The organism is Collinsella sp. AM10-26 (assembly GCF_003472525.1).
Classification (GTDB): Bacteria; Actinomycetota; Coriobacteriia; order Coriobacteriales; family Coriobacteriaceae; genus Collinsella.
The window spans coordinates 126,143-143,450 of sequence record NZ_QRMC01000001.1; the positions used below are offsets into that span (position 1 = coordinate 126,143).

Consider the following 17,308-nt stretch of genomic DNA (forward strand, 5'->3'; position numbering starts at 1 on the left):
TATAAAAGAGCCGGGTCCGGTGCTCTACGCACGCGGATCCGGCTCATCTATTCCACGAGGCTTGCATGCTCGCTTCATTATGCCCAGATATGCACGGCTTAACCCGTGCGGGCGCTACTCCTCCTCGAGGGCAGCGATGACCTCGTCGGTCATGTCCATGGTGCTGTAAACATCCTGGACGTCGTCGAGCTCCTCAAGACGGTCGATGAGGCGCTGAACCTTCTTGGCGTCGGCGCCGGAGACCTCGGTCGGGGTGGTCGGGACCATGGTGGTCTCGGAGCCCTTGACCTGGACGCCCTGCTCCTCGAGCGCCTTGGAGACAGCCATAACGTCGTTGGCAGCAGTCCAGACGATCCACTCCTCGCCGGCGTCCTCGTAGTCCTCGCCACCGGCCTCGGCGATGGCCATCATGAACTCATCCTCGTCACCGGCAGCACCGTTGGCGATCATGGTCTCCTTCTTGGCGTTCTCGTCCAGGATCTCCTTGGCGACGACGATCTGGCCCTTGCGCTCAAACTGGAAGGCGACGGAGCCGGAGGTGCCCAGGTTGCCACCAGCGTGGGAGAAGGCGGAACGGACATCAGCGGCAGTACGGTTGCGGTTGTCGGTCAGGCAGTCGACGTAGACGGCAACGCCGGCGGGACCGTAGCCCTCGTACACGATGTTCTCGTAGACGGCAGCATCGGCGCCCGAACCAAAAGCCTTGTCGATAGCGGACTTGATCTTGTCCTTAGGCATGGACTGAGCCTTGGCCTTGGCAACGGCAGCGGCGAGGCTGGCGTTGTTCTCGGGCAGCGGGTCACCGCCGAGACGGGCAGCAACGGTGATGTTGCGGCTGAGCTTGGAGAAAAGGGCGGAACGCTTGGCGTCCTGCGCGCCCTTACGATGCTTGGTTGTGGCCCACTTAGAGTGTCCGGACATACGTGTCTCCTATCGGTTTCGACCTAAAGCCCAGCGCAGATGCTCGGGCAATATAAACAAACGTCGTTATGATATACCTACTGGCCTGCGAGATAAACCCCAAAATGAAGGCGTCGTGATGATGCCACCCTTTGGTGCAAAGTAACCTGACCCCAATGCACCAAGTTAGGACCAGAGGAAGTCGCTGCGGGTGACGGTGGCGCCGATGGCGAAGGGCATGCAGGCGATGGCCGGATACAGGTAGCGCATGTAGGTCGACCCGTTGCACGGGCCAATCAGGCACACGGCGAGCACACCCATCAGTGGCACCCAAATCGCCAGCGCACGCCATGAATGACGACGCAGCAGGTAGACCACCGCGGCGATCATGATCCACACATAAGTGGCCGAGCTCATGGTGAGCGAGATAAACGGGATGCGCTGCACCGCCACGCGATACAGGTTGATCAGGTGGTCGCACCAGCGCACAACCTTGCTATCGACCGGATGGAAGTCGAAGTACTTGAGATTGTCGGGACGCGCCATAATCTCGGCACTGCGCGCCGTGCTGTAGACCCACGCATCGCGGGCACTCGGATAAAAGTAGCCGTAATAGTTATTGATGAGCGCCGAGATATAGCACTCGGGATCCTTTTTGAACATCTGGGCCCACACCTCAAAATAGGCCTTGATGTCCTCCTGCGAGGCGTATTCGTTAAAGCAATTTTTGACGGCATCCGACTTATCCGGGTTATAGCGGCGGCCCAGATTCTCGTACTTGAGCACACGGTCGATCACGGCACGCTCTTCGTCGGTCACCAAGCCGTCGCAAGGAGCCTCCACGATGGTGCCGTCCTCCTTAACCGTGGGGTTGACGCCCGAGTTGAGGCCGTCGTGCTTTTGGACGAAACGAGCGGTCTGCTGAAACGGAATCGAGAGGATTTCGCGCTTGGAACCAGGAGTGATGTCGTGCGCCGGCATAAAGACCTTGGTGAAGCACATATTAAAGGCAAGGCAGAGTGCAAGCACCGCAAGAACTCCCACCCAGCGGAAGCGCGAGATGGCGCCCGAAGGCGCAGCACCAGCCTGCTTGGCTGCACGACGAGCCACATGCGCGTCCCATGCGCAAAACGCCGACGCGATTACGCATGCCGCCAGGGGAAACACCAGGCCGCCGTTGCGCAGAAACGTGGAACCCATGGCGCCCAGAGCGAGCAGCAGCCAGTCGTGGCGCGCAAAGAGCACGGTGGCTTTCTCGCCCGCTCGCTCGACATTGGCATCACGACGGGGCAAGCCACATGCCACGAGCTTGACGGTCTGCACCAACAGCACTAAAAACGCGTCGGCAAACAGCACATCTTTGGTGAGCAACGCCGCGTAGTTAGAGAACATCGGCATAAACGCAAAGAACAGCAAGATCACGCCGCGGACCGGCAGGCTCACGCCCAGTTTGCGCAGCGACGAGATGGAATAGGCCATGCAGGCAGCCGTGATGACAAATTGAGCGCAGGTATAGATGATGAGGCCCGCGTTAGCGCTGTTGAACAGCGAAAGCCCCAGCTGAACGCACGAGCCGATAATGGCCGTGTGCACCACGGGGTGATGTCCGTTGAGCAGCACGTTGGGGTTGAGTAGGCGCAGGTAGTCGCTCGTGCCGTTGGGATAGTTGAACCACTGGCGAATCTGCGCACCCGTATCTCCCATAAAAAGGCCGGGCAGCGAAGCGATGAGCGTGGGCGCCCAGGCGATCATAAGCACCAGGAAGGGCCCGGCAAAGGGATGGACCGAGAGTACGGCGTGAGCCACACGCCATATGCGGCCAAAGTGCGCTTCGGAAAACGGAATGCGCCGAGAGCTCAGCCAATCTAGACACTCAAAGGCAAGGTAGAAGGCAACGATCGCCAGGAGCATCCAGCCCGCGCCGCCAATCCAGGCGCAGATGATGCGAGCTTTGTCGCCAAGGACGATCTCGGCCGAGTCGGTGAGGTCGTAGCTGCGGCCGAACACCATGCAGATGGCGAAAAACAGCGACGGCAGAATGATTGATGGGCGCCAGGTGTCGCCGCGGCCAAAGAACACGTAGCGAAACGGCAGCGTGAGCAGGCAGGCAAGTGCAAGCAGCATGACCGCGTCGGTATGGCCGGCAAACGAGAGGAGTACCTCGTAGCACACGTACAGCATACCTGAGGCTTTGGGGTCAATCGCCAAGACTGCGTTGCTCGACACCGGGGCGGGATCGATGGAAAACGCCGTGGTCGCCAACAGCGCGAGCAAAAATGCGATGAGCGTCTGCTTGGCGGGGTAGCGCTTAAACCAGACGATGCGAGCGGCATCGCGCGCAGCCGTTGTGGAGAGGTCGGAATCCTTCACGGTCCAAAGAGCCTTTCTAGAAACCTATCAAACTCGGCAAAACCACCACAAAGGTGCCTGTCCCCTTTGTGGTGGTATGTGGTGGTTAGGCGTCGAGGTAGATGCGCTGGGGGCGATTGCGGTGTCGGGCGAAGATAATGAGCGCCAGGCCGGCGATCACGAGCGGCAAACTCAGCAGCTGACCCATGGTGATAACGCCACCCAGCAGATAGCCAAGCTGGGCGTCGGGCACGCGCACGAACTCGACGAGGAAGCGGACGATGCCGTAACCCATCACGAACACGCCCATAAACGTGCCTTGGGGCAGTAGCGGCTTTTTGCGGCTGAGCACCTGCAGAATGCAAAAGAGCACGATGCCCTCCAGAAATGCCTCGTAGAGCTGGGAGGGGTGACGAGGCATCTCGCCCGCAGTCCCGCCAAAGACCACGCCCCACGGCAGATCGGTCGGCTTGCCCCACAGCTCTCCGTTGACAAAGTTGGCACAACGGCCCAGGCACAGCGCCAGCGGAGCACCGATAACTGCAAGGTCGGCAATGGTCCAGGCGTCGAGCTTATACATGCGGCACACGATGATGCCGCCGATAATGCCGCCGACCAGGCCACCGTGGAAACTCATGCCGCCCTCGTTGGTGGCAAAGATCTCGAGCGGGTGCGCCCAGTAGTAGCCATCACCGTAAAAGACGACGTAGAACAGGCGCGCACCGATAATGAGGCCAAAGACCGCGCCGACCACGACGCTCGTCAGGTCATCAATCGTAATGTCGAAGCCCCAACGACGCTGCGTGCGGTACATAACGACCGCCGTGAGCAGAGCACCGACCACGTAGGCCAGGCCGTACCAGTAGATGGTGATGGGGCCCGCCGAGATCGCGACGGGATCAAGCATATGGTAGAGGTCGTTGAGCATATCGATCCCCCTGCTCCCTACATACAAATGCGGCCGCGGGCCTTACGCTCGCAGCCGCATATTATGGCGTAACGTCTATGCGAAGCGTACCGTCCGCAGCTTTCGCATCTTAGAACGGCGCGTACTCGTCGTACAGGTCCTCGGCCTCGCCGGAAGCATTGACCTGTTCAACGCGGGTAACGCCGGGCACATGCTCCTTCAGGATACGCTCGATGCCCATAGACAGGGTTAGCGAGCTCATGGGGCAGCCGGCGCAGGCGCCCTGCAGCTCCAGCTTGACAACGCCCTCGTCGTCGACGCCCACATACTCCATATCGCCGCCATCGGCCTGCAGGTTGGGGCGAATCTCTTCAAGAACCTTCTTAAGCAGCTCTTCGTTAACAGCCACAGGGGCTCCTTTCTCACAATAACGCGGGCACGCCCGCGGACAGGGGCTATGTTACTACAGCCATGTACCCGCTTAGGCGCCAGCCATGCGTGCGGACACGACTTTCACGAGCAGTCAATTTGGGACGGGGCCATTTTAGCTGCTTTTTGTTGCCAGCTGGCGTTGCCACGCGCTACTGCCGAGCCTGCCCCTCGGTGCCGATGTGAACATCGACGATAACCTGGCGGTAGCTGATGCCGCAGGAGTCGAGGATGCGGCGGCTGATGCGTCCGTCATCGGTGTCGGCGTACTTGTTGTCCAGGTAGACAACCTCGCCCACGCCCACCTGCGCCAAAATCTTGGCGCAGTCGTGGCACGGGAACAGCGTGACGTAGACCGTGGAACCCTCAAGATCTTTGAGCGAGCCACGGTAGTTGAGCACGGCGTTTGCCTCGGCATGCACCACGTAGTTGTGCTTGTCCTGCAACGGGTCGTCGCTCGTGCCCCACGGGAAAAAGTCGTCGTTGAGCGCCGAGGGCGTACCGTTGTAGCCCACCGAAAGGATGCGGTGGTTGGTGCTGGCGATGCACGCGCCCACCTGCGTGTTGGGGTCCTTGCTGCGGCGCTGCGCGGCGATGGCCACGCTCATAAAGAACTCGTCCCAGCTAATGACGTCCAGGCGCTTGCCTGACGAAGTTTGATGAAGATCGTCCGACATGGCAGACACCTCCGTAATCGCAATAGTTTGACCCATTGTAGCAGGTGAAAGGTAGGGCGTTTGTCCCACCGGCGCCCTCACATTTACACGCGGCGGGGCTTTTGGTTGATGCGGTACAGCTCGGCGAGACCCCGCAGCGTCAACGCGTCATCGACCGTCAGGCTATGGCCGACCAGCGCCGCGAGCGGGTCGGCATCGTCGCCGGTAATGACGATGGGCACATCGCCCTCCCCCGCGGCCTTGGTCGCGCGCATCTCGGCGAGCACCATGTCGAGCATGCCGTCGATGCGGGCCACCTCGCCCAGAACCACGCCCGAGCGCATGGCCTCGCGCGTGTTGCGGCCGATGACGTGCGTTGGCGCCGAAGGCTCAACCTGCGGCAGGCGCGCCGCAGCAGCCGAAAGCGAGCGGGCGCCAAGCGCCAGACCCGGCGCGATGACGCCGCCCACAAAGGTACCGCGCGCGTCGATGACCTCGATATTGGTCGTGGTACCCAAGTCGATCACGATACAGGGAGAGCCGTAGACGGCGCGTGCCGCCACGGCATCGGCGATGCGGTCGGGGCCGATCTCGGCCGGATCGTCGTAGTGCACGGGCATGCCGGTCTTGAGGCCCGGCCCCACGGTGAGCACGCGCCCCGTACAAGTGCGGGAAAGCGCCGTCTTCCACGGGCGCTCGAGCGCCGGCACCACGCAACTCAGCACTGCGGCTGCGGGCACAAGCGCACCCGGCATGCCCGCATCGGCCGCCAGTGCGGCCATGACCTGCACGAGACGCATGCGCGCCTCGTCTGCTGTGATGCTCGACGGCGTGGTGATCTCGCACGTCGCAAGCGGACATTCCTGCGCCGCGGCCGAATCCTCTGCAAACAGGCCAAAGCGAATGAACGTGTTGCCCACGTCGACCGTCAATATATATGCGCACCCATTAAGCATCGTCGGCGCTCCTTTCGTCTGCCCAGCAGTATATCGCCTACCCGAACCAGCCATCCCAGGTAGTCATTTTGGGACGGGGCCATTTTAGCTACCCCAATATGTCGGTTGATATTTGCCCCAATCCCAGATAATTCGTCGACTGTCAAAGGGTAGCTAAAATAGCCCCGTCCCAAAATGACTACCTTGCGGCTATACTGATGCGCGGTCGCGCGCGGGCTCACGCGGCGGCCCTTGGTAACCCGACTTCCCGCGCCGTATCCGTAGCGGCGCTCCCGGGGGAAGCGGATATACGCAAAGGAGTTCTATATGAGCAATCCCTCGAACCGCACCTCGATGCGCGGGCAACTCACGCTGCGCGGCGTCGTCATCGGCGTCCTTGGCTGCGTGATCATCACGGCAAGCTCGGCCTACACCGCCCTCAAGATGGGCGCGCTCCCCTGGCCGATCATCTTCGCTGCCGTCATCTCGCTGTTCTTCCTCAAACTCATGGGCAACGCCAGCCTCAACGAGGCCAACGTCACCCACACCATCATGTCCGCGGGCGCCATGGTCGCCGGCGGCCTGGCGTTTACCATCCCGGGCGCTTGGATGCTGGGCTATGCCGACCAGATCAGCTGGCTCGACATGTTTATCGTGGCGCTCGCCGGCACCATCTTGGGCCTTCTGGCAACGGCGCTCATCCATCGCCACTTTATCGTGGACGCCGCGCTGGAGTTTCCCACCGGTAACGCCGCAGCTCAGACACTGCGCGCCACCGAGGCCGGCGGCAAGACCGGCAAGCAGCTCTTTGGCTCCATGGCCATCGCAGGCATCTACAGCGTGCTTCGCGACGCTCTGGGCGTGGTGCCCAGTATGCTGTGCACGCTCAATATCCCCGGCGTGACCTTTGCCATCTATAACTCGCCCATGCTGCTCTCCATCGGCTTTTTGGTGGGCTTCGCCCCGGTTGCCTTCTGGTTTGCCGGTGCGCTGCTAGGTAACTTTGGCATCATCGTGGGCGGCACCGCTGCCGGTCTATTCGACGTTGTGACTGCGCAGGGCATCGTCAAGTCGCTCGGCATGGGCCTCATGATGGGCTTTGGCGTCGCCGTCGTCCTTAAGGACATCCTGCCGCAGGTCACCGGCATCGTCCGCGGTCTTGCCGCCGACAGCTCCACCGACACCGACGAGCAATCGCTCATCTCGGGCTCCCTTAAGCTCGACGCCGGCATCATCGGCCTGGGCGCTGCCGCCATCGCCGTGATCATCGCCATCGTGCTTGACCTTGGTCCCGTTCCGGCCGTCATCGTGACGCTGTTCACCTTTGTCACCACCATCATGAGCGCACAGAGCTGCGGCCAGACGGGCATCGACCCCATGGAGATCTTTGGCCTCATCGTTATGCTCATCGTGGCTGCCTTTGCACAGATTACTCAGGTCAAGCTGTTCTTTATCGCCGGCATCGTAGCCGTGGCGTGCGGCCTTGCGGGCGACGTCATGAACGACTTTAAAGCCGGCGCCGTGCTGGGCACCAACCCGCGTGCGCAGTGGATCGGCCAGGCCATCGGCGGCATCGTGGGCGCCCTGGTCGCCGCAGCCGTCATGGTCGCGCTCGTCACCGCCTATGGTCCGGATGCCTTTGGTCCCGACAAGAGCTTTGTGGCCGCGCAGGCAAGCGTGGTTGCCACCATGGTCTCGGGCATTCCGAGCGTGCCGTGGTTTGCAGGCGGCTTTATCGCCGGCATCGTCATGTACTGGCTCGGCATTCCGGCCATGATGATCGGCCTGGGCGTGTATCTGCCGTTCTACATGTCACTCACGGCATTCCTGGGCTCCTGCGTCAAGCTCGCCTACGACAAGTGGTCCGCCCACCGCGACGCCACCGCTGATCTTTCTGACGAGGAGAGGGCTGCCAAGGACGCCGCCTTCCAGGAACAGGGCCTGGTTGTCGCCAGCGGCCTGCTCGGCGGCGAGTCTATCGTCGGCGTTATCCTGGCATTTGTCTCCGTGGGCCTGAGCCTGCTGGGCTAGGCCCAACAACAACGCGCCAACGCAAAGCGCGGGGTCGGAGCCAATCCGATCCCGCGCTTTTTTGTATCTGCCAAAACCCTCGGCCGTATCCGCAGATGATGCGTCCTCATTTGTCTGCTCGCCTAAACTCCATGGCAGGATAACCGACCTGCCCGCCACGGTGTAGAGTTAAGACAACGGGCGCGTTGCGCGGCCCGTGCCAGAACGAGGTGGACATGGAACTCGACAAACAACAGATCAAGCGACTACGCGAACGCCATCACCGGCGCCACGGCATCCGCCCCGCCCATAGCGAGGCCATGGAGAACGCCGCCCGCTTCCTAAAGCGCGCATTCAACATTCGCGAGGGCCGCGCACCCTACCACGTGATCCGCAAGCGTTTTGTAAACGGGGCGCGCCTGACCGGCTCGCACCTGTGCATCCTCATCATCGCCATGCTCATCGCGAGCATCGGCCTCGATATCGACTCGGACATCGCCATCGTGGGCGCCATGCTCATCTGTCCGCTCATGGGATCGGTCCTTGCCATGGCATACGGCGTCGCCACGCTCGACCGCGAGATTACTGTCGAGGCCATTGCCGGCCTCGCACTGCAGATGGCCTTATGCCTGATCACATCCACGCTGTACTTTAAGCTCTCGCCGCTCGGCACCACCACGGCCGCCATCATCGACAATTCGACACCGACTGTATGGGACCTTGCCGTCGCGCTCGCGGGTGGCTTTGCGGGTGGCCTGGGCAACTCGCGCGACCAGGAACCCGCCACGCTCATCGCCGGTGTGGCCGTAGCGACCGCGCTGATGCCGCCCCTGTGCGCAGCGGGCTACGGCATCGCCATCGCAAGCGGATCGCTGTTTCTCTCGGCGCTTTACGAGTTTGGCATCAACGTGGTCTTTATCGCACTGGCTGCCGAAACCGTGCTACTTCTATTGCGCGTGCCGCTCAAGCGCGACCTGAACGGCGACGGCGTCGTGACCGCCGAGGAAAACGCTGAGGTCGACGAGCTGTCACGCAAAGTGCGCCGCCGCATCATTGTGGGCACGATGATCTTTGCCATCCCCTGCATCGTCATGACGGCGGGTTCTATTGGCTCGGCGCAGGCCGGCGTGCAAGACGGCTACGGCGTCACCGAGACCACACGCGAGCTTGCCGCGGTGCTGCCAAGCTTTAAGGATTACACCGTCGCCGTCGAGACCTCGGCTACCGAGGGCGACAAGGACAGCCTTGTCGAGCGTGAGATTGTCGCCCACGTGACGACAAGCGAGGCGCTCGGGGCACACGACCGCCACGTCGCCCGCAAACTCATCGACCTCAATGTGCCCGAACTCGACCGCGTAGAGTTTGACGTGAAGTAATCCGAGCGCAGGATGGATGCGCACGGGTGCAAGTCACGATGAGGCGCAGACGCGACAAGAACACGCGCAAAAAGCGGGGCGCAGTTCACGACCACGCCCCGCTCGCTGTTTTATTGCCGTGAATCAACTGTCCACATCGACATCGCCAGACTCCACCATAAACGCCGGTTTGGTGCTCACCAGATAAAAACGGGTCACCTTGGTATCTCTAAATAGGTAAATCTGCCCCTGATTGCGTCGGCGCGATATATACGCCACGTGGACCGTACCGATTTTTTCGCCGTATTCCCTCGTTAATACCAAAATATTGGGGTCGTCCGTACGCTTAAACTGCCCGTCAACGCAGCTGCCGTCTTTGTCGACCAGTTGCCAACGATGGTTATCCTCTTCATGAAAGGCCAGAGTTTCCAGACTTGTTTTGTCATCCCGATAGTAACCATCAATGGCAAAGCCTTCGGAAACGCATTCCTGCATATAGGATGTTTCTCGATTTATAGCAAACTGCCCTGCAGCGCCCAGGAGCACAGCCAGGCAGACCACTGCAAGGGCTATCGAGATAGCACGGCGGCTCATGTTAACCAGCCCGATACTTGTTTAACGGAGTGCAAAACATACTTGGTACCTCCGATATCAAAGCAAACGTCACCCGCGGCCCGCCGGAAACTATGTGTTTCTAACATCAAACCATATGGCAACCACTCGCGAGAGGAGTATCGGCGAACGGTGCATTTTTTTGCGTTCTATTGGGCAAACGTCAACGCGCGCCACAGCTCTTGCTCGACCTATTCAGATCTTGTCGCATACTACCGTAAACCCCCAATGCTTCCGCCCCCGAACTATTCAAGGCAGCCGCGATGCCGCTCAATCCAGTCCACGGCAAAATCGACAAGCTCGCGTTGGCGCATAAAGCGAATCATTCCGTTACCGAGAGGCGCCGTACGCACCGGGCATTCACGCTCAAAAGCAGCGCCGATCTCGTCGAAGTCCTCGCCGTCGACAAAAAGTGTGCGGTACTCCTTCCACACGCGCTGGCCGTTTTCCATGATCGCGCTGTGTTCCACGCAGTCGTGCTTGCCGGGGTACTGCGCACGGGCGTCTGCCAAATGCAGTGACGTATTCTTGTCATAGCCAACGCCCACCAGCAGAACATAGCCGTCCAAATCGTACAGACGCGCGATGGGCGATCCATCGCCAAAGATGTTGCTCAGGTCGTGGTTCTCCGTCAGGAATTGCGCATGCTGGCCGTTTGCCGCCACTGAACGCGCTGGGTGATCGCTGCGAAACGTGCCCGGCCACGTCCGGAACATCTCAGCCACGGCACCCATCGTGTTGGTGGGCGTAATGCGCTTGTCATAGACAGGCCAGTTATCGCGAATCAGCTGCCACCATTCTTGCGGCTCTTGCCAATGGACACCACTCTCGGGGTCCAAGTTTTTCCATGATTGCGTCGGCATCATGATGGTACCGGCCTCGCCCACCATCTGGAGCAGCGCCTCGATCACCGGCTGCGCGCCGCCGCACACATATCCAAGCGCGCTGAGCGAGCAATGGACCATAACCGTCTGCCCTGCGCACATACCGACGGCGGAAAGCGCGTCGAGGATATCCTGCTTAAGCACGATTTGCCGATTCATTACCGTTTCCCCTCTATCCCCACACATCAGTTTCTTTTGCGTCATGCGCCGAAATAGCACACGGGCCATGCGGCGCATGACGCTGCAAATGATACGTTTCCCAATGTTGCCGAGGGATCATTTTTTAGTACTTGAAGAAGCCCTCGCCCGAGCTTTCGCCCAGCTTGCCTTCGTCGAGCATCTTCTTGAGGACGGACGCCATAGCCTTAAAGTTGTAGGGCATCATCATCTTCTTGAGCAGCGGGCTCACCAGGCCCGGGACCTTCTGATACTGCATAACGATGTTGTACGCCGTCTGGATGCCCACGGTGTCGAATACGCGGAACGGGCCCTTGGGAGCGCCGGTGCCGCGCGTCCATGCGAGGTCGATGCTCTTGGGATCGCTCACGCCCGAGACATACAGGTCGAGGCCCGAAAGCAGCCATGGCACCAGCATGGAATTGAGCAGATAGCCGTTCTTTTCCTTGTTGACGGGAAGCGCCAGCATGCGGATGTCGTTGGCAAAGTCGACGAGTTCATCGAAATAGCGCTTGTCGGTTTGGCTTTGGGCCATGACCTCGGTCATGTTGTTCTTCCAGATAGAGTTGGCAAAGTGTAGCGATAGGTACTTCTCGGGGCGGCCGGTGTACTTGGCAAAGGTGCTCGGCAGCAGCGTGGAGGAGTTTGTCACGACAACGGTCTTTTGCGGAAGAACCGGGGCGAGCTTCTTGTAGAAGTCGATCTTTGCCTGGGTGTCCTCGGCCATAGATTCGATGATCAGGTCGGCGTCGGCCACTGCCTTGGCAAGATCGAGCTCCAGCTTGAGTGTGGAGTAGGCGCGCTCAACGGCGGCGAGTGCCGCCTCCCTGTCGAAGGTCTGGTCGCTATCGGCGATACCGGCGCACCACTCGCCCGTGCCATCCGCCATGCCCTCGATAGCAGCAATGTACTCCTCGCGCACATGATCGATTTTGGGCTGGGTGCGGCCGATGCTGCCCTCGCTGCGCAGCCAAATCGTTACATCAAAGCCGCAGTAGGCAGCCTGAAAGGCAATCTGGCTTCCCAGCACGCCGCCGCCGGCAACGCAAACGGTCTTGTAGCTCATGAAACGGTCCTCTCTTACGTAATTCCATAGATGTGTTTTATTCAACCGTATGGAGGCTACGAGCCGGGGGCTGGTTCTACAAACGGACGCTTTTACGCGGTGAACGGCTACACCTGTTCATTAACTCAGGGCTCCGAGGGCAATTTTTTGTGCCACCGAGACGTCGTTTTCGGAAGTGCGGTGAAAAAATGAGTTTCGTCGACCAGACCGACTTTTTTAACAACAAAACCGCAGGTAACGAGAGCCCAAAAGAGGAGTGTGCTCGGGAGGTTCGCGTTTTTCCCCGCACTTCCGAAATCCGAGTCCGCTGAAGGCGTTAACAAGCCCATTTACGCAACATATGTCCAGCAAAAACGGGTGGTAGCCGGCACGGCTGCCACCCGTTTGTCTCATATCCAGCCCAAAGCGGGCCGTTTACTTCTTAATGCCGCGTCCCAGGCGCTCAGCGACCGATGCCACGGCCTCCTCGCTGGCCGGTCCGCAGTTCGCGCAGCCGTCGTGGGCACGCATCTGGCCGGTGACCTCGTCCATCGCGAGCGGCGCCACCTTCTCGAGCTTAAAGCCCTTGCCGGCGCGCATGTTTTCCTTCGCCACGCTGATCATCAGCTTGATGCGATTGAGCTGGTTCACCTCCGACGCACCCGGGTCGTAATCGACCGCTACGATGTTGCTCTCGGGGTGCTGGCGGCGCAGCTCCTTGATCACGGCCTTGCCCACCACGTGGTTGGGCAGGCACGCGAAGGGCTGCGTGCAGATGATGTTGGGCGCGCCGTGGTCGATGAGGTCAAGCATCTCGGCCGTGAGCAGCCAGCCCTCGCCCATGTTGTTGCACACCGAAAGCACCGTGCGGGCCTTGTCGGCCATGGTGCCGATGCGCTCGGGCGCCTCAAAGCGGCGAGACTTCTCGAGCAGCTCTTCCACCGGCGTACGCATCCAGTCCACGAGCTTGATGAGCGCCTGCATGCCTGCGCGCGTCGTAGCAGAGCTGCCCAGCTCGTCCTTCTGCAGCTCGGCATTGCTCATGGAGTACAGGAAGAAGTCGAGTAGGCCCGGAACCACAGCCTCGCAGCCCTCGCGCTCGATGACATCGACCACGTGGTTGTTTGCCGTGGGATGGAACTTGACCAGGATCTCGCCGACCACGCCCACGCGCGGCTTGGTGCCCTCGCCCACGAGCGGCATAGTGTCGAACGCGCGGATGGCCTCGCGAGCAAGCTTGGTGTAGTTATGCCTGTTGAACTTGGGCGCGAGCTTGCGGGCGCGCGCCATGTACTCCTCGTAGAGCGCGTTGGCGGCACCGGGCGTGGCCTCGTACGGGCGGCAGCGGTAGAGCATCTGCATCATCACGTCGCCAAAGAGCACCGCGTACACAGCCTGCTTAAGCAGCGCCGGCGTAATCTTGAAGCCGGGGTTGTCCTCGCCGAGCGCCACGGCCGAAAGCGAGATCACGGGGATCTCGGGATGGCCGCTCTCGCGCAGGGCCTTGCGGATGAGCGCGATGTAGTTGGTGGCACGGCAGCCGCCGCCGGTCTGGCTGATGACTACGGCGGTCTTGGACAGGTCGTATCGGCCGCTCTCGATGGCCTCCATAATCTGACCGGTCACCAAAATGGACGGGTAGCAAATGTCGTTGTTTACGTAGCGCAGGCCGGCCTCGACGGCGTCGTGATCGGTCGAGGGCAGCAGCTCCAGGTTGTAGCCGGCACCACGGAACACCTCTTTGACCAGGTCAAAGTGGATCGGCGCCATCTGCGGGCACAGGATGGTGTAGCCCTCGTCGCGCATCTGCTCGGTAAAGGGCACCTTGGGCCATGCAGTCGAGGCGCTCTCACGCTGCGCTTCGAACCTGTACTTACGGCTCGCGAACGCAGGGGCATCCGTGGAGGGCGCCACCGGCGCGGCATCGCCCTGCTCGTAGGCCTCACCCGCAGCGGTTGCCTCGGCCAGACGCTCGGCCTCCTGGTCCTTGAGCGCCGCCATGAGCGAGCGGATGCGGATGCGCGCGGCGCCCAGGTTGGACACCTCGTCGATCTTGAGCACGGTGTAAATCTTGCCGCTGGCCTCCAGAATCTCCTGCACCTGGTCGGTGGTGAGGGCGTCCAGGCCGCACCCAAAGGAGTTCAGCTGGATCAAGTCCAGATCGTTGCGCATGGTCACAAAGCGGGCGACGGCGTACAGGCGGCTGTGGTACATCCACTGGTCAACGACGCGGATCGGGCGCTCGGGCTTCACCAGGTGCGCGAGCGAATCCTCGGTAAAGACCGCAAAGCCAAAGCTCGAGATAAGCTCGGGCAGGGCGTGGTTGATCTCGGGGTCGTTGTGGTAGGGACGGCCGGCGAGCACAATGCCGTGGCCGCCGTGGTCCTCGACCCACTTAAGGGCCTCCTCGCCCATGGTCTGGATGTCCTCATGAAAACGTGCATCGGCCTCATAGGCGGCATTGACGGCGGCATCGATCTCGGAGCGGGTGATCTTGGGTCCGCGCACGCGACCGCGACCGGCCTCGGCGTCGGCCACGCGGTCGACGGCGAGCACCTGGTACAAGCGGCGCTTGAGCTCGGTCTTATCGTGATAGGGCACAAACGGATACAGGAACTCGATGTTCTGTTCACGGATCTCGTCGATGTTGAGCGCCAGCGCCGTGGGGTAACTCATGACGATGGGGCAGTTGTAGCAGTTACCAGCCGTCGGGTCCTCTTTGCGCTCCCAGCGCACGCACGGCATCCAGATAAAGTCGACGTCACGGTCGATGAGGTTCATCACATGACCGTGGCTCATCTTGGCCGGATAGCACACGCTCTCGGACGGCATGGACTCGATGCCCGCCTGGTAGGTCTTCTTGCTCGACTGGTCGGACAGCTGCACGCTAAAGCCCAGGCGCGTAAAGAACGCATGCCAGAAGGGGTAGTTCTCGTACATGTTGAGCGCGCGCGGGATACCGACGGTGCCGCGCGGGGCCTCGTCGGGACTCAGGACCTCGCGGCCAAAGAGCAGCTCGTTTTTCTTTTTGAAGAGGTTGGGAGCCTCGGTCTTCTGCTTTTTGTGGCCGGCACCCTTCTCGCAGCGGTTACCGGTAATGAAGCGCCTGCCGCCGCCAAAGTCGTTGACGGTGAGCTGGCAGTTGTTGGAGCAGCGGCCGCAGCGGACGTGCTTTTGCGTCACAGTGAGGTGCGCGATGTCCTCGGCCGAAAGGATGGTAGAGGTGCCGTCGGCGCCGGCGCGATCGCGGGCGAGCAGGGCCGCACCATAGGCGCCCATGCAGCCGGCAATGTCGGGACGCACGGCGTGAACACCGGTGAGCTGCTCAAATGCACGCAGCGTGGCGTCGGACATAAAGGTGCCGCCCTGGACGATCACCTGACTGCCAATCTCCTTGGGATCGCGCAGCTTAATGACCTTGAACAAGGCGTTCTTGATGACGGAATAGGACAGGCCGGCCGCGATATCGCCCACCGTGGCGCCTTCCTTTTGCGCCTGCTTAACGCGCGAGTTCATAAAGACCGTGCAGCGGCTGCCCAGGTCGACCGGAGCCTTGGCATGGATGGCGGCATTGGCAAACGCGCGCACGTCCATGTCCATGGAGACGGCGAAGCTCTCGATAAAGCTGCCGCAGCCCGACGAGCAAGCCTCGTTGAGCATGATGTGCTCGATGACGCCGTCCTTCACGCGCAGGCACTTCATGTCCTGGCCGCCGATGTCCAGAATGAACTCGACGCCGGGCAGAAACGCCTTGGCGCCACGCAGGTGCGCGACGGTCTCGATCTCGCCGGAGTCGGCCTTGAGCGCCTCGATGAGCAGCGCCTCGCCATAACCGGTGGTGGTCACGTGGCCGATAGTGCAGCCGGCAGGGATGTGGTTGTAGAAATCGGCCATGATGACCTTGGCCGTGCCCAGGATGTCGCCGTTGTTGTTGCCGTACCAGGTGTGCAACAGCTGACCGTCCTCCCCCACGAGCGCGGCCTTCATGGTGGTGGAGCCGGCATCGATGCCGATGAACACGCGGCCGGTGTAGCCGTCGAGCTTGCCCTTGGGGACGACCTCAGTGTCGTGGCGACCCTTGAACTCGGCAAAATCATCGTCGCTGGCAAAGAGCGGATCCAGGCGCTCGACCTCGGCACCCTGCGTGTCGCCGAGGCTATCGATGGCCTCGATGAGCTGCGGGAACGTGCTGAGCTTGCTGGACTCGTGCGCCATGGCGGCGCCGCTCGCCACAAACAGGTGGGCGTTTTGGGGCACGATGCGGTGCTCCTCGTCCAGGTTGAGTGTGAGGTAGAAGCGGTGGCGCAGCTCGGAGAGATACTGCAGCGGGCCGCCCAGGAAGGCGACGTTACCGCGGATGGGGCGGCCGCACGCCAGGCCCGAGATGGTCTGAGTCACGACAGCCTGGAAGATGGAAGCGGCCACATCCTCGGGGCGGGCTCCCTCGTTGAGCAGCGGCTGCACGTCGGTCTTGGCAAAGACGCCGCAGCGGCTGGCAATGGGATAGATGGTGGTGGCGTTGGCCGCGAGCTCGTTGAGGCCGCTCGCGTCGGTGTGCAGCAGGGTTGCCATCTGGTCGATGAAGGCGCCCGTACCGCCGGCGCAGGTGCCGTTCATGCGCTGCTCGATACCGTTGTCGAAGTAGATGATCTTGGCGTCCTCGCCGCCCAGCTCGATGGCGACATCGGTAGACGGGATGAGGGTCTCGACGGCGCGCTTGCTGGCAATGACCTCTTGGACAAACTCCAGGTCGAGCCATTGGGAGAGCAGCAGACCACCCGAACCGGTAATGGCGCAGGTCATCTGGGCCGTCGGCAGCACGGTCGCAGCGCCCTCGAACAGGTCGCGGGCGCAGGCGCGGACGTCGGTGTGATGGCGCTGATACTTGGCGTACACGATCTCGTTGGCGTCGTTCAGCACCGCGAGTTTGACCGTGGTGGAACCCACGTCGATACCCAGGTGGAGTTGGCCCGTCGCGTTGCCCGGGTTCCAAATCGCGCCCTCGGGCACCGGAGCCGCACCTGTTGCATCCTTGATATTCTCTGCCAT

The 17,308-nt window shown here is 61.4% G+C and carries 12 protein-coding genes; 2 read left to right on the forward strand and 10 right to left on the reverse strand.

Annotated features, from left to right (window positions below):
* Positions 1-114: 114 nt before the first annotated feature.
* The 6 genes from DW123_RS00600 to DW123_RS00625 all read right to left on the reverse strand — a co-directional run bounded on the left by DW123_RS00600 (position 115) and on the right by DW123_RS00625 (position 6,197).
* Entirely contained in the window at positions 115-921 is an 807-nt protein-coding gene (locus DW123_RS00600; protein ID WP_117734266.1) for a YebC/PmpR family DNA-binding transcriptional regulator, read from the reverse strand.
* A gap of 165 nt (positions 922-1,086) precedes the next feature.
* Complete coding sequence (locus DW123_RS00605; RefSeq protein WP_233540096.1) at positions 1,087-3,270, reverse strand: DUF6020 family protein; 2,184 nt, start codon at positions 3,268-3,270, stop codon at positions 1,087-1,089.
* Positions 3,271-3,355: 85 nt separating this feature from the next.
* The gene (gene lgt / locus DW123_RS00610; protein WP_118272938.1) at positions 3,356-4,177 is read right to left on the reverse strand and encodes a prolipoprotein diacylglyceryl transferase; all 822 of its coding nucleotides are present in this window, start codon (positions 4,175-4,177) and stop codon (positions 3,356-3,358) included.
* 109 nt (positions 4,178-4,286) lie between these two features.
* On the reverse strand, positions 4,287-4,565 hold the full coding sequence (locus DW123_RS00615; RefSeq protein ID WP_035137589.1) for a NifU family protein: 279 nt from the start codon (positions 4,563-4,565) through the stop codon (positions 4,287-4,289).
* Between the two features lie 172 nt (positions 4,566-4,737).
* Positions 4,738-5,262 (reverse strand): dCMP deaminase family protein, encoded by a 525-nt coding sequence (locus tag DW123_RS00620; RefSeq protein ID WP_117763487.1) that lies wholly within the window; start codon positions 5,260-5,262, stop codon positions 4,738-4,740.
* Between the two features lie 83 nt (positions 5,263-5,345).
* On the reverse strand, positions 5,346-6,197 hold the full coding sequence (locus DW123_RS00625) for a type III pantothenate kinase (protein WP_117734264.1): 852 nt from the start codon (positions 6,195-6,197) through the stop codon (positions 5,346-5,348).
* 306 nt (positions 6,198-6,503) lie between these two features.
* Between DW123_RS00625 and DW123_RS00630 the strand changes: the two genes are divergently transcribed.
* Both DW123_RS00630 and DW123_RS00635 read left to right on the forward strand, forming a co-directional pair.
* Complete coding sequence (locus tag DW123_RS00630) at positions 6,504-8,207, forward strand: OPT/YSL family transporter (protein WP_117734263.1); 1,704 nt, start codon at positions 6,504-6,506, stop codon at positions 8,205-8,207.
* 215 nt (positions 8,208-8,422) lie between these two features.
* Positions 8,423-9,562 (forward strand): DUF389 domain-containing protein, encoded by a 1,140-nt coding sequence (locus DW123_RS00635; RefSeq protein WP_117734262.1) that lies wholly within the window; start codon positions 8,423-8,425, stop codon positions 9,560-9,562.
* A gap of 123 nt (positions 9,563-9,685) precedes the next feature.
* Here the strand turns inward: DW123_RS00635 and DW123_RS00640 are convergent, their stop codons facing one another.
* From DW123_RS00640 to DW123_RS00655, 4 genes are all read right to left on the reverse strand, one after another.
* Complete coding sequence (locus DW123_RS00640; RefSeq protein WP_118272939.1) at positions 9,686-10,135, reverse strand: hypothetical protein; 450 nt, start codon at positions 10,133-10,135, stop codon at positions 9,686-9,688.
* 263 nt (positions 10,136-10,398) lie between these two features.
* Entirely contained in the window at positions 10,399-11,196 is a 798-nt protein-coding gene (locus DW123_RS00645) for an aminoglycoside N(3)-acetyltransferase (RefSeq protein ID WP_117763482.1), read from the reverse strand.
* A 124-nt stretch (positions 11,197-11,320) separates the two neighbouring features.
* Positions 11,321-12,280: a 3-hydroxyacyl-CoA dehydrogenase gene (locus DW123_RS00650; RefSeq protein WP_118272940.1), complete on the reverse strand. Its 960-nt coding sequence runs from the start codon at positions 12,278-12,280 to the stop codon at positions 11,321-11,323.
* Between the two features lie 414 nt (positions 12,281-12,694).
* Positions 12,695-17,308, reverse strand: a complete 4,614-nt coding sequence (locus DW123_RS00655) for a 2-hydroxyacyl-CoA dehydratase (protein WP_118272941.1) — start codon at positions 17,306-17,308, stop codon at positions 12,695-12,697.